We start from the raw sequence: 12,727 nt of genomic DNA on the forward strand, positions 1-12,727 counted from the left end.
TATCATTCCTATTAGAATTCAAGGGGAAGTCCTCCTTTTGATGTTTGTATTTGGTTGTACAAATGCATCTTAACGGAGGGCTTTTTTTAATTCAAGGACCCCTCTACTGAATCCCACAGGAATCTCCCGTGGGAGAAGGGGCTAGGCGAGACCCCACAGGTCGTGAAACGACCGAGGAGGCTCGCCAGCTCCCCCACAGGAAAGCGAATCGTTTCCCAGCCATCCTTTTCCTGTCTTTGTAACGGACCCAAATTACCTTGAAACTGAGTCCTCCACAATTCGGTTGTTGAATAATCTTCTCATAAAAAATCACAATAACGTTCAACAGTTCTTATAGATAAGATTCATTATTAGCCTATGCTTGTACGAGGACAGAATGACTATCCACGTATGAAAGACAGGCGTATGCACATGATAAAACTATATAGAATAAAAAGGAGTGTGCACAATGGGTCAAAGACACCAATTTCGAGCAGGCGATCATGCCCCGAATAATGGGGTATATGTAGAAATCGGCGAGACAGGAAGCATGGTGACAGAGCCGCAGCAAATCCATTTGAAGGCTGGCGACCGCTTCCCTGAAACAAAAAACCAGGACCGCATTTGGACGTATAAACGCAAACCTTAATATATCATGAATACAAAAGGCTGTCTCCATAAATGGTCAACTTCATACCATTAGGAGACAGCCCATTGATTTGTATTTGTTTTAAAAAGGATCTAAGCCTCGTCCTTGATTAACCCATCACCAAGAACAATTGCAGCTCCAGAGAATAGTACGGTCAAAACAACGACTTGTACGAAACTGAAATCGGAGCTTTGCATATTGCTGATAACATACGTAATCATGAAGCTTAATAAGAAAGCCCAAAAGATAGTCCAAAAGAAACGCATATCTGTTCACCTCATTTAACATTCTCTCATTAGTTTATCAAACCCCGTAAGAAAAATAAATATGAAATCGCTTTAGTCGATGAATAATTGAATAACACCCCCCTTCTTATGAATAAATATGGAATAGCGAAGGGGGACGCGAACATGGTTTATATCATCGATGCATGCTTCCATTGGATAGGATTTCATCTAACGCAGCATTTGCTGACAGAAGGGCACGAAGTGATTGGTATTGATCCGCTTGAGGGTACAAAACAGGAGAACCTGTATTTTTTTATCGGTCGAAACAGCCGTTTTCAACATTTTCATTCTATAGAAGAAATGGAGCGGCATTGTCATAACGAAACGATTGAAGCAGTTATAAGTGTTGGCAGACCTGCAAATGGCAAAAGCCGTTTTGGGGAATTGTTTGTTTGTGAAAGTGTGGAAGGGTTCATGAAGAACGAAGGGACCAGTGTTGAACTTCCGCCACTGTACGGGGAATGGATGCCGCGGGATGAACAGGCGATTAATATCAGCAAATCAGAACCCTTATTGTTTTCCGAACTGGTTGATAGGGAGGATTCCATCTATATAGAAGACTTTATTGTATATTTCTTTAAGAATTTTTGGGAAAAAGGAACGAGAGTCTCAGCAAGTGATTTACGTTCTCTCCAGTTATCACCAACAAAAAATAAAGAAGAGTTGAAAGAACAGTTACAGGAACATTATCGACAATACCGCCGAATTTATGAAGATTAGGTTAATTTTCCTACTAATTCATTTACTTATAATAGTAAATATAGTTAAAATAAGAATAACAAAGTGATAAGTGAAGCTGTAGGAGTGCTTATAGTGAAAAAAATCATCGTAATAAACTTGCTGGCAATGATGATATTGACTGGTTGCAATGTCGGTTTCAGTGAAGGGGAAATTAGATCTGTCGGAATGCTGGTGGAAACGACAATCCATGATCAGGCATGGGGACAGAAAGGTTATAAAGGGTTGTTGGATATAAAGGAAGAGTATGATGTCGATGTTTATTTTAAGGAAGGCATCAAAGACCAATCCGATGTAAACAAGGCAGTAGATGAGCTTGTTGATAAAGGAGTCAATGTCATCTTCGGCCACAGCAGTATTTATGGAGAATATTTCAAAAACATACATGAAGATTATCCGGAAGTCCATTTTGTCTATTTCAACGGCGGCTATTCTGCTGAAAATGTTACGAGCCTAAATTTCAGCGCAGATGCCATGGGTTTTTTCGGAGGGGTAGTAGCGGGAAGTATGACGAATTCTGATCAAATCGGATTGATTGCTGCTCATGAATGGCAGCCGGAAGTGGAAGGATTCTACGAAGGGGTGAAATATATCAACCCGGAGGCGAAGGTGAACTTTTCTTTCGTAGGAAGCTGGGATAATACGGAACAGGCAATGCGGTTATATGATCGGATGGCCCAGCAGGGAGCCGATGTCTTCTATCCTGCCGGAGATGGTTTTAATCCGCCTATGATTCAGCAGGTACAAAATGATGGCCATTATGCTATCGGGTATGTATCCGACCAGTCTTCTCTCGGCGAAGGAACCGTGTTGACCAGTACAGTCCAGCACGTGGAGAAATTATATTTGATAGCGATGGAACGTTTAATGGAAGGAAAGCTTCCAGGAGAGGTATTGACCTTTGATTTTCAGGATGGTGCCATTTCTATGGGGAAGTTCAGTCCTGATGTTCCCGAAGAGGTCAAGGATCAAGTCAACAACATGGTAGATAATTATATTGAAACGGGAGAGCTCCCGTCAGAGAGATAAAATAGAAAGCCGCTGCTTAAGCAAAATAAGCAGCGGCTTTTTACATACTCTGAGGAAAAATGATTATAAGAATAATCAGCAAGAAGAGAGAGAACCGCACCATATTTGAGACCTTGGGAAGAGGTGATTTTGCGTATAAGCATGAAAACGGACGGATGTATGAGAGATAAAGCAGATGATTCCAATTAAAAGTAACACCTCCGTTGGTGGAGGTGTTGCTTTAAAGACTGCTTACCGGTCGCTTCCGCTTTTAAATTTATCGATTGCTTTTGATAGGTTTTTGATGTAGGGGTTGAAGGCGTGGTAGGTATCGGACATGCTTTTCATCAATTCCATCCAATCAAATGATGGTGTTTCTTCTTGTTTTTCATCAGCGCTTGTATGACGATTCCGGTCCGGGTTCCGATTACCAAACATGAAAGCATCAAAAGGGTCCTGTCTTTTTTCATTATCGGCCACAGCTAACACCTCCTGCATTATCCTATGTAAAGAGGGCTGACGCTTGTGGGCGCAGGACTTTTGAATACTTGCTAAAATGAAGCTTATACATTAAAATTAGGACCAAGTCATAATAATTAGTATTAGACACTACCATAAGGGGATGGATATATGAAAGCTGGAATTTTAGGTACTGGCCACTTTGTACCGGAAAAAGTCCTCACGAATAAAGATTTAGAGAAAATGGTTGATACGAGCGATGAATGGATCAAGACTAGAACTGGGATAGAAGAACGTCGGATTGCGGACGATGATATGGACTCATCTGATATGGCCTTCCGTGCTTCCGAGCGTGCACTTGAAAATGCCGGAGTCAAGGCGGAAGACCTGGATATGATCCTTGTAGCTACCGTGACACCCGATACGCCTTTCCCATCGGTTTCCTGTATGATTCAGGAACGGCTTGGAGCAAAGGGAGCTGCCGCGATGGATGTCAGCGCAGCTTGTACAGGGTTCATGTACGGTTTATCCACAGCTAAGCAATTCATTGAGTCTGGGGATTATAAAAATATTTTAGTCGTAGGTGTGGAAAAACTATCGAAAATCGTCGATTGGGATGACCGCAATACGGCTGTCTTATTCGGTGACGGTGCTGGAGCGGCTGTCGTCGGCCCTGTCAGTGAAGGAAAAGGAATTCTTTCTTATGAACTGGGAGCAGATGGCGCCGGTGGTGAGCATCTGTACCAGGACGAAGAAGATCACCTGTATATGAACGGACGGGAAGTGTTCAAATTCGCTGTTCGCCGTATGCCGGAGGCTTCGGTAAATGTGGTAGAGAAAGCTGGCTTCAATAAAGAAGATGTAGACTATCTAATTCCACACCAGGCAAACATCCGCATCATGGAAGCAGCACGGGAACGCCTTGGCATATCGGAAGAAAAAATGGCGATCAAAGTGAATAAATATGGAAATAATTCAGCAGCTTCCATCCCGATCGCTTTGTCTGAAGCAGTAGAAGAAGGTAAAATAAAAGAAGATGACCTGGTGGTCCTTGTCGGTTTCGGCGGCGGATTGACTTGGGGAGCAGTCGCCCTGCGTTGGGGCAAGTAGTAGAAGGAGGTAGCAGGTATGGAAAATAAACGTGTTGTCATTACAGGGCTTGGAGCCATTTCCCCTGTAGGAAACAATGTCAAAGATATGTGGGACAGCATCACTTCCGGCCGTTCCGGAATTGATACGATGACAAAGATTAATAAAGATGAATATCCTGCCAAAGTGGCAGCGGAAGTGAAGGATTTCGATCCTACAGAATTCATTGAAAAAAAAGAAGCGCGTAAGATGGACCCGTTTACCCAATACGCAGTAGCAGCTTCCCTGATGGCTGTCAAAGACGCCAATCTTGAAATCACAGAAGAGAATGCTTATCGTACCGGTGTCTGGATTGGCTCAGGTATCGGAGGTATGGGGACTTATGAAGAACAGTTCGAAAAGTTCCAGAAAAAAGGATACCGGAGAGTCAGCCCGTTTTTCATCCCGATGATGATTCCGGATATGGCAGCTGGACAAGTATCGATCACACTGGGAGCAAAAGCGATGAACTCTTGTACCGTGACAGCATGTGCATCCGGTGCGAACTCGATCGGGGATGCGTTCAAAGTCATCCAACGGGGAGATGCGGATATCATGATTACCGGCGGTACAGAATCACCGATGAATAAGATGTCGTTTGCCGGCTTCTCCTCTGCAAAAGCATTATCCTTTAATGAGGATCCGAAGACAGCGAGCCGTCCATTTGATAAAAACCGCGATGGCTTCGTTATGGGTGAAGGTGCTGGAATCCTGGTTATGGAAACATTGGAATCTGCACAAAAGCGTGGTGCCCATATTTACGGAGAAATCGTAGGTTATGGTTCTACTGGAGATGCTCATCACATTACGGCGCCAGCACCAGAAGGGGAAGGAGCCGTCCGTGCGATGAAGCAGGCACTTGAAGATGCTGGTATGAGTCCAGAAACAATTTCTTATATCAATGCTCATGGTACCTCAACCGAATTGAACGACAAATTCGAAACGATGGCCGCTAAGCAGGTATTCGGAGAGCATGCCCGTAAAATAGCGATGTCATCCACCAAGTCGATGACTGGTCATCTCCTTGGTGCAGCCGGAGCGATTGAAGCGATCATTTCCTTGAAAGCGATCGAGGATGGTATTTTACCTCCAACGATCAATTATGAAACGCCGGACCCGGATTGTGATCTGGATTATGTACCAAATGAAGCTCGTAAACAGCAAGTAGATGCTGTCATGAGTAACTCGCTTGGATTCGGCGGGCATAATGCCAGCCTCGTTTTCAAAAAATATGAGTGATACGTGCATAAAAAATGGTGCGATTCCTTTAAAGGATCGCACCATTTTTATTTTATTCTGTTGTTTTATCTTCGAGTTCGAAAAACTTTTGTAAGGCTTCACGGTTCTTTTGTTCATCATGGGCAAGCACTGCTCCAGCATGACTGTATCTTTCATCCCAGTAGGAACCTTCCACTGGAACTCGTAACGTGTCGATACTGTCAGGAGCATTAAAGATGAAATCTTTGCCGAGTCCGACCATCTTGCCAGAATCGATGTTGGTATCGATATAGGGCTGCAGCGTACCGATCAATCTGGGTACCTTTAGCAGTCCTTTGGCAGAGACTAGTTCATCCTTCATTAATTGGATGACTTCCTGTTGCCGTTTGACACGACCAAAGTCACTGGACGCATCTCCGCGGTAGCGTGCATAACCTAATAATTCTTCCCCGTTCAGCTTTTGGGTGCCTGGTTCTAAGTTGATGGTACCTGCGTTATCTTTATAGTACATTTTTTTCTCTACATCTACTTCAATGCCTTTTGGAGCTACTGTATCGACGATTTGTTTAAATCCGTCAAAGTCGACGATCGAATAATATTCTGTTTCAATACCAAAGTTCTTTTTGATCGTTTGTCTAAGCAGCTCCGGTCCCCCAAAGGCAAACGCAGCATTCAGCTTATTGTAGCCATATCCGGGGATATCCACGTAGGTGTCCCGCATCAAGGATGCCAGTTTTGCTTCATTTTCTTTAGGGTCATATTGAGCAATCATAATGGTATCAGTACGCATCGTTTCTTTATTGCTGCGCTTATCGACACCAAGCATCAGCACGGTTGTTTTGCCATCTTTATTATCCACGCCCTGGAATTCATCTTTGAATTCACTATTCTCAAGCTCTCCTTCAGACTCGCCCATAGCGTCCCGTTTACCTGCCATATATTCATAGCTGCTAATTCCGATTCCTATTAATAAGAAAAGCAGAAGCACAGCAATGAAAGCTTTTCTTTTCCTTCTCTTCTTTCGGTTTTGCTGTTTGTATTCTTTTCGAGTGGTCACCAAAGTATCACCTCATTTTAAAAAAACCACTATCTATTAATTTACCGCTTATAGCATAGATAGTAAATAGTTTTTACGGATGATATCGTTTTCATGTCATGTTAAGAGCGTTTGTCTCATATATTTAACAAAAAATGGACAGGCTGGAGGGATGGATATTTTTTATTGGTTCTTGTTTTTAGTAGGGTTCGGTTTCACTGTCAGTGGTGGAATATCCTTGATTTCTTATATGAATCTGCTTCCAGCGGGCTTTACCTGGATTGAGTACCTCCAGTTTGTCCAGACGCGCAGTGAGTGCTGGTTATTTCCAATCGGTGTCACTCTTATGCTGCTTTCTACATTAAAAATTGGACAATCCCCTTGTCAATAATTCCAATCGGAGAATAAAACTTCCAAATTTGGCCATACTGATGGCAAATGAAACTAAGGGATGGAAGGTGAGTACCGGGTATGTTATATTTACATGATGTTTGGGTGAACTGGTTCGAAGGGGAGGAGAACGGATACAACGTTTCTCCATTTCATGAGTGGCGGAAAGAAGATGGGATTGAGCTATTGGATCAAGCTCCGCTGCTGTATATAACAGATGATTTGTATCAGTATATTGAAAATGATTTACAGGATTTGCCGATCAGTTTGTTAGAATCCATCCATAGAAGAGCTTACTTAAGAAAAAACCAGGAGCGTAAGTCACTCGATTATGCCGCTATTGTTACCAATGGTCACTCTGTGCTAGCATTCGATACACTTGGCTATACACTGCCAGTCCGTAAGAGCAGGCTGATTCCACGCCAGGAAAGACTGGCTCTTGAAATGATTGAAGGACAAAAGCCGAATAAATATGACTGGGATCCTTCCTTGGCGAAAAAGGAACATCACATACTATCCTTGTCTCCTGAATACATGCTGGGGCTTACAAGGAAGGAAAGACAATTGAAACAGCTGCTGATGATGGCGCTGGATCAATTACAGCATACCGACAACCCGGAAGAAATACGTTATTGGCTGACCGAATGGGAGCCGAGCCATTATCCAATGGTTAAAGAATATACGATTGAACAGGCCTGGCAAAAACTTTATGAAGGGACGACCCCAGGGTGGAGCCGTGCTCACGAAGAGTTATGCGGTAAAATCATCAAGGGGCAGCCATTCTTTGAGAAAATTTGGGAATTAGAAAATCATAAAGCAGAAGCAGGAATAAAAAACCAGAATTGAAGGAGTCCTTCAATTCTGGTTTTTTTAGTGTGGTTCGTTAAGCAATCACACCGTTTTTATTTCTTTTTCTTTTTGACGCGCCCAAGACCCATCGCTTTTTTTGCTTTGCGAAGCATTTTTTCTGCTGCCTGATTAGCACGCTCTGCCCCGTTATCCAGGACATCATCCAGCTCTTCAGATTCAAACAATTCATGATAACGCTCCTGGATAGGGGAGAGTGTTTGAATGACGGCATTCGCAACGTCCTGCTTGAATTCCCCGTATCCTTTTCCTTCGTATTTCACTTCTAATGCTTCCACCGTCTCTCCGGTACAAGTGGAATAAATGGTAAGCAGGTTGGAAATTCCCGGTTTATTTTCTTTATCATATTTAACGATGCCTTCCGAATCAGTGACAGCACTCTTAATCTTTTTCTCGATTTTCTTTGGCGCGTCGAGCATTGAAATATAGGCTTTCTGGTTTTCATCGGACTTGCTCATTTTTTTGGTAGGATCCTGGAGTGACATAATCCTGGCGCCAACTTTTGGGATACTCACTTCTGGTACTGTGAAAATATCGTTGTATTTATTATTAAAGCGTTCTGCTAAATTACGGGTAAGCTCCAGGTGCTGTTTCTGATCTTCCCCGACTGGAACAATGTCGGTTTTATATAGAAGAATATCGGCAGCCATCAATGGAGGGTAGGTCAACAATCCAGAGGAGACAGCTTCTTTTCCCTGCGATTTGTCTTTGAACTGCGTCATCCGCTCCAGTTCACCGATGTAGCTGACACATTGCAGCATCCAGCCGAGCTGCGTGTGGGCTGGAACTTCCGACTGGATGAACAGCGTAGATTTCTCTGGATCGATGCCAGAAGCAAGGTATAAAGCAGCCAGTGAACGAATATTGTCACGCAGCTTTAAACGGTCCTGTGGGACAGTGATGGCATGCTCATCGACCACACAGAAGTAACAGTGGTTCTCTTCCTGAAGTTCGACGAAGTGTTTCATCGCTCCTAAATAGTTACCGAGTGTTAATGTACCACTTGGCTGAATTCCTGAAAAAATTGTCTTCATGTTTTCCACCTCATTTAATTTATTTGTGAACATTCGTGTCTGGGATACGTTTGTTTCAAGAAATGTAAATTGCAGCTTTCCCCAATAAAAAAAGGCCATTCTCCCTCTATAAAGAAGGGACGAATGAACCGTGGTACCACCCTTGTTACTCCGCACTATGCGGAATCACTTGACCTTTAACGCAGGGGTACGTCGTCTGTAACGAAGCTCCAAAGCCCAATTCCCGGTAACCTTTGTCAGCTGTTTTCACCAACCACAGCCTCTCTGAAAAACAGGGAAGTCCGGTACTATACTTTTTCAACGCATTTCACTATTTTGCTATTCAAGAAAATTATAAATAAGTTTTCTGTGTGTTGCAACAATCAGTTGATTACCCCTGATAGTAATAAATAAGCATACCGATCATTCCGAAGTTCATGAACATTCCCTGAAATAGAAAGAACTTTAAAACTCTACCGTCGATGGTCTGGGAGGGAAGAGGCTTCTTTTTCCAATCTTCCATATAATCTGCTGTTTTCGCTACTCTATGGTAGAATCTGCGAAAACTATAAGTTATTGAGTCGAAAAAGCCTCCGCGGATCACCCACAATAGAAGACCGCCGAAAAGATAAAAGAAAGCGACATAGAAGGTCTGGTTAATATAATGGAACAAGTCGTACACAGGTGCCCGCATAAAAAATAGCAGGGTCACAACAGAGAAATTAATACCTAAAAACACCCACTTATTCTTTAATACCATCGGAAGAAGGCACATCCTTTCTTAGAAAATACTTCTTTCATTATAGCATGTTTTCATGTGTCTGTTTTAGTAGAGGAAAAAAAGTAAATATCAACCAGCATAATAACAAGAAAAAAATTTAATTAATTATTGGTGAAAAGATTGTAAAAATACAATTCAATGTGTAATATTTCCCCGTAATCATATAGGACCTTTGTAAAATAAACTAGGTAATTTATCCTATTTTATGCCACAAGAATGTAATAATGACAAGGTTCTTACAATTTTATCAAAAAAATATTAATGCAAAATAGTTCGAAAACTTGTATAATTCGTATTGTAGATTATTTATCTGCGCTAATATTTAGAAAATTATATTTTTGGGGAGGTCATTCTTTCATGAGAAAGACAAATTGGTTATTGCTTGGACTAGCATTAGTTCTAAGCATGTTCCTGGTAGCTTGCTCAGGCGGCGGCGACAATAACGCCGACGGTGGAGAAGGCGAAGGGAACACAGAAGAAACAAACGAAAACGAAGGTAATGAAGGAAGCGAAGGTTCAGAAGGTGAGCCTAGCGGAGAACAAGTATTGAACATCACTGACTCTGCTGAGATTCCTACAATGGATCCTTCCATGGCAACTGACGCAGTTGCATTCCAATGGTTAGGTTCTACAATGGACGGTCTATATCGTCTAGGTGAAAATGCTGAAATGGAACCTGCTATCGCAGAAAGCCATGAGCAAAGTGAAGATGCTTTGACTTGGACTTTCAAACTACGTGAAGATGCTACTTGGGAAAACGGTGACCCTGTTACAGCAAACGATTTCGTATATGCTTGGCAGCGTGCGGTTAACCCGGACACTGGTTCCGAGTATGGCCCATACATGATGAATGGCGTTATCAAAAACGCTGAAGCTATTTCAAACGGTGAAATGGCAGTGGAAGAGCTAGGAGTTACTGCTGAAGATGATTATACGTTGAAAGTAGAACTTGAAAAGCCGATCCCTTATTTCCTATCATTGACTGCTTTCGGTACATTCCTGCCGTTGAACCAGGACTTTGTTGAAGAACAAGGTGACCAGTTCGCACTTGAAGCTGACAACATTCTTGCTAACGGTCCATTCAAGATGACTGAATGGAAGCATGAAGAAAGCTGGAAGCTTGTTAAGAACGAAGATTACTGGGATGCTGAAAATGTTAACCTTGAAGAAATTAATGTAAGTGTTGTTAAAGAAACTTCTACTCGTGTAAACCTTTATGATTCTGGTGAAATCGATGCTGCTGGTTTGAGCGGTGAGTTCGTTCAGCAAAAAGCTGGTAGTGAAGAATTAAAGACAGAAGAAGAACCAGTACTTTTCTATTTGAAAATGAACCAGCAACATGAAGTACTTGGTAATGTAAATGCGCGTAAAGCGATTCAATCTGTAATCAACCGCGAAGACTTGGTTAATGTCATCCTTGCTAACGGATCCCTTCCAGCTGTAGGTGACATTCCTCAAAACTTTGCTAAGCACCCTGAAAGCGGAGAAGACTTCCGTGAAATCAATGGTGACCTGGTTGAAACTAACGTAGAAAAAGCGCAAGAACACTGGGCTACTGCTTTGGAAGAGCTTGGAAAAGACTCTGTAGAGCTTGAACTTCTTGGCGGCGACTCTGAAGTTGCTAAAGAGATGGATGCTTACTTGAAGAACCAATTGGAGCAGCTTGAAGGTTTGACTGTAAATGTTAAGCCGGTTCCATTTAAAGAACGTCTTCGTCTAGACACTGAAATGGAATATGACTTGCAAAACTCTGGTTGGGGCCCTGACTACATTGACCCGAACACATACCTGAACATGTGGGTAACAGATGGCGGAAACAACAAAACTGGTTACTCCAGTGAAGAGTATGACGCGCTTATTGAGAAAGCAAACAATGAGCTTGCTCTTGAGCCAACTAAGCGTTTCGAAGCATTCCTGGAAGCTGAAAAAATGTTGATCGAACAAGACGCAGTTCTTGCTCCTCTATATCAACGTGCCAGTGCTAAACTTTGGAAGCCTTACGTTAAAGGTGTAATCACTAACCCAATGGGACCTGACTACACTTACAAGTATGCTTATATTGACGGTAAAGAGTAATAGCTTTTCATAATTGAATAAAGCTGACTCGGAGGGGAGAGAGTATATGACCATGTTGTTGGCATATGCTCTCTTTTTCCCTGCCATCAAATATAACTGATAATAATCAATATTCAGTTATTTATAATAATAAGAAAACACTTATAAATATAGGAGGTGGGCAAGAATGGCTCGTTATATCACCAAACGACTGCTCTACATGTTGTTGACACTGATTATAATCGCGACTTTTTCATTTTTCTTAATGAAAATGCTGCCTGGTACACCACTGACCATGGAAGATAAATTATCAGCAGCGCAAAAAGAGATCATTCTTGAAAAGTACGGTTTGAATGACCCGGTACCAATCCAGTATTTAAAATACATGGGTGGTTTAGCTGTAGGGGATTTGGGGATTTCATTCCAGTTTGATAACAGGGAAGTTACAGACATTATTATGGATCGTATCGGTCCTTCTATGCAGTTAGGGGCCCAGGCTCTGATTATTGGGACGATCCTCGGAATGCTGCTTGGTTTGATAGCGGCTATCTACCATAATGGCTTCCTGGATTACTCGTCCACATTCGTGGCTGTTATAGGTAAATCTATTCCATCGTTTATTTTCGCAGGTCTATTGCAATATTTCATTGCCCTTAAATTAGGCTGGTTCCCGGTTGCACTTTGGGGATCGTGGCAACATACGGTTCTGCCTACCATAGCGCTGGCGATGTTCCCGATTGCGATTGCCGCCCGTTTCATGCGGACAGAGATGCTAGAAGTACTTGGTTCTGATTTTATCCAAACCGCACGTGCAAAAGGTGTCAATAAATTTGGCGTCGTTTTCAAGCACGGAGTTCGTAACGCTTTGATTCCTTTGGTAACCGTAATGGGTCCTCTGGCAGTAGGATTAATGACTGGAACATTGGTAATTGAGAAGATTTTCGCAGTTCCTGGAATCGGTGAACAGTTCGTTACATCGATTACAACAAATGATTTCCCAATTATAATGGGTACAACGTTGTTCTTCTCTTTCTTTTTTATATTTATCATTTTAGTCATCGACCTTCTATATGGAATCATCGACCCTAGAATCAGACTTGCCGAAGGAGAGAAATAAAT

The 12,727-nt window shown here is 42.3% G+C and carries 14 protein-coding genes and 1 other annotated feature; of the genes, 9 read left to right on the forward strand and 5 right to left on the reverse strand.

All coding sequences use genetic code 11. From position 1 onward, the window contains the following. The first annotated feature begins 448 nt into the window (after window positions 1-448). On the forward strand, window positions 449-628 hold the full coding sequence (locus ACGTN9_RS10260) for a YjzC family protein (protein WP_028782041.1): 180 nt from the start codon (window positions 449-451) through the stop codon (window positions 626-628). Window positions 629-720: 92 nt separating this feature from the next. On the opposite strand, the gene ACGTN9_RS10265 is transcribed toward ACGTN9_RS10260, so the two are convergent. Next, window positions 721-894 carry a YjzD family protein gene (locus ACGTN9_RS10265; RefSeq protein WP_499592459.1) on the reverse strand — a complete coding sequence of 58 codons (174 nt, stop codon included), beginning with the start codon at window positions 892-894 and terminating at the stop codon, window positions 721-723. A 144-nt stretch (window positions 895-1,038) separates the two neighbouring features. On the opposite strand from ACGTN9_RS10265, the gene ACGTN9_RS10270 reads away from it, so the two are divergent. After that, window positions 1,039-1,635 (forward strand): hypothetical protein, encoded by a 597-nt coding sequence (locus tag ACGTN9_RS10270; protein ID WP_499592461.1) that lies wholly within the window; start codon window positions 1,039-1,041, stop codon window positions 1,633-1,635. Between the two features lie 93 nt (window positions 1,636-1,728). Continuing rightward, a complete protein-coding gene (locus tag ACGTN9_RS10275) occupies window positions 1,729-2,682 on the forward strand; it encodes a BMP family ABC transporter substrate-binding protein (RefSeq protein WP_499592463.1) in 954 nt (317 codons plus the stop codon). A gap of 231 nt (window positions 2,683-2,913) precedes the next feature. Here ACGTN9_RS10275 and ACGTN9_RS10280 read toward each other — a convergent pair whose 3' ends face one another. After that, window positions 2,914-3,141 (reverse strand): hypothetical protein, encoded by a 228-nt coding sequence (locus tag ACGTN9_RS10280; RefSeq protein WP_499592465.1) that lies wholly within the window; start codon window positions 3,139-3,141, stop codon window positions 2,914-2,916. 150 nt (window positions 3,142-3,291) lie between these two features. Between ACGTN9_RS10280 and ACGTN9_RS10285 the strand changes: the two genes are divergently transcribed. After that, window positions 3,292-4,230 carry a beta-ketoacyl-ACP synthase III gene (locus tag ACGTN9_RS10285; protein ID WP_499592467.1) on the forward strand — a complete coding sequence of 313 codons (939 nt, stop codon included), beginning with the start codon at window positions 3,292-3,294 and terminating at the stop codon, window positions 4,228-4,230. 18 nt (window positions 4,231-4,248) lie between these two features. Then, on the forward strand, window positions 4,249-5,487 hold the full coding sequence (gene fabF, locus ACGTN9_RS10290) for a beta-ketoacyl-ACP synthase II (RefSeq protein WP_499592469.1): 1,239 nt from the start codon (window positions 4,249-4,251) through the stop codon (window positions 5,485-5,487). Between the two features lie 52 nt (window positions 5,488-5,539). On the opposite strand, the gene ACGTN9_RS10295 is transcribed toward fabF, so the two are convergent. Then, window positions 5,540-6,523 carry an LCP family protein gene (locus tag ACGTN9_RS10295; protein WP_499592471.1) on the reverse strand — a complete coding sequence of 328 codons (984 nt, stop codon included), beginning with the start codon at window positions 6,521-6,523 and terminating at the stop codon, window positions 5,540-5,542. A 151-nt stretch (window positions 6,524-6,674) separates the two neighbouring features. Between ACGTN9_RS10295 and ACGTN9_RS10300 the strand changes: the two genes are divergently transcribed. Continuing rightward, complete coding sequence (locus ACGTN9_RS10300; protein ID WP_499592473.1) at window positions 6,675-6,893, forward strand: YuzI family membrane protein; 219 nt, start codon at window positions 6,675-6,677, stop codon at window positions 6,891-6,893. Window positions 6,894-6,973: 80 nt separating this feature from the next. Beyond that, window positions 6,974-7,738 (forward strand): YjbA family protein, encoded by a 765-nt coding sequence (locus ACGTN9_RS10305; RefSeq protein ID WP_499592475.1) that lies wholly within the window; start codon window positions 6,974-6,976, stop codon window positions 7,736-7,738. Between the two features lie 56 nt (window positions 7,739-7,794). On the opposite strand, the gene trpS is transcribed toward ACGTN9_RS10305, so the two are convergent. Together trpS and ACGTN9_RS10315 are read right to left on the reverse strand one after the other, a co-directional pair. Next, window positions 7,795-8,793: a tryptophan--tRNA ligase gene (trpS, locus tag ACGTN9_RS10310; RefSeq protein ID WP_499592477.1), complete on the reverse strand. Its 999-nt coding sequence runs from the start codon at window positions 8,791-8,793 to the stop codon at window positions 7,795-7,797. A 112-nt stretch (window positions 8,794-8,905) separates the two neighbouring features. Beyond that, window positions 8,906-9,103: a binding site (T-box leader), on the reverse strand. 60 nt (window positions 9,104-9,163) lie between these two features. Next, on the reverse strand, window positions 9,164-9,532 hold the full coding sequence (locus ACGTN9_RS10315) for a DUF3899 domain-containing protein (RefSeq protein WP_499592479.1): 369 nt from the start codon (window positions 9,530-9,532) through the stop codon (window positions 9,164-9,166). A gap of 378 nt (window positions 9,533-9,910) precedes the next feature. On the opposite strand from ACGTN9_RS10315, the gene ACGTN9_RS10320 reads away from it, so the two are divergent. Beyond that, window positions 9,911-11,629, forward strand: a complete 1,719-nt coding sequence (locus tag ACGTN9_RS10320; RefSeq protein WP_499592481.1) for a peptide ABC transporter substrate-binding protein — start codon at window positions 9,911-9,913, stop codon at window positions 11,627-11,629. A gap of 166 nt (window positions 11,630-11,795) precedes the next feature. Next, on the forward strand, window positions 11,796-12,725 hold the full coding sequence (opp3b, locus tag ACGTN9_RS10325) for an oligopeptide ABC transporter permease (RefSeq protein ID WP_499592483.1): 930 nt from the start codon (window positions 11,796-11,798) through the stop codon (window positions 12,723-12,725). Window positions 12,726-12,727: the final 2 nt, after the last annotated feature.

It is taken from the genome of Halobacillus sp. B23F22_5, assembly GCF_043497085.1.
Classification (GTDB): Bacteria; Bacillota; Bacilli; order Bacillales; family Halobacillaceae; genus Thalassobacillus.

Excerpts from the sequence above, each read along its gene's own strand:
- ACGTN9_RS10300 (WP_499592473.1), top strand. The coding sequence starts at position 6,675 with ATGGATATTTTTTATTGGTTCTTGTTTTTAGTAGGGTTCGGTTTCACT.
- ACGTN9_RS10305 (WP_499592475.1), top strand. The coding sequence starts at position 6,974 with ATGTTATATTTACATGATGTTTGGGTGAACTGGTTCGAAGGGGAGGAG.
- ACGTN9_RS10270 (WP_499592461.1), top strand. The coding sequence starts at position 1,039 with ATGGTTTATATCATCGATGCATGCTTCCATTGGATAGGATTTCATCTA.
- trpS (WP_499592477.1), bottom strand. The coding sequence starts at position 8,793 with ATGAAGACAATTTTTTCAGGAATTCAGCCAAGTGGTACATTAACACTC.
- fabF (WP_499592469.1), top strand. The coding sequence starts at position 4,249 with ATGGAAAATAAACGTGTTGTCATTACAGGGCTTGGAGCCATTTCCCCT.
- ACGTN9_RS10260 (WP_028782041.1), top strand. The coding sequence starts at position 449 with ATGGGTCAAAGACACCAATTTCGAGCAGGCGATCATGCCCCGAATAAT.
- ACGTN9_RS10265 (WP_499592459.1), bottom strand. The coding sequence starts at position 894 with ATGCGTTTCTTTTGGACTATCTTTTGGGCTTTCTTATTAAGCTTCATG.
- opp3b (WP_499592483.1), top strand. The coding sequence starts at position 11,796 with ATGGCTCGTTATATCACCAAACGACTGCTCTACATGTTGTTGACACTG.
- ACGTN9_RS10285 (WP_499592467.1), top strand. The coding sequence starts at position 3,292 with ATGAAAGCTGGAATTTTAGGTACTGGCCACTTTGTACCGGAAAAAGTC.
- ACGTN9_RS10315 (WP_499592479.1), bottom strand. The coding sequence starts at position 9,532 with ATGGTATTAAAGAATAAGTGGGTGTTTTTAGGTATTAATTTCTCTGTT.
- ACGTN9_RS10320 (WP_499592481.1), top strand. The coding sequence starts at position 9,911 with ATGAGAAAGACAAATTGGTTATTGCTTGGACTAGCATTAGTTCTAAGC.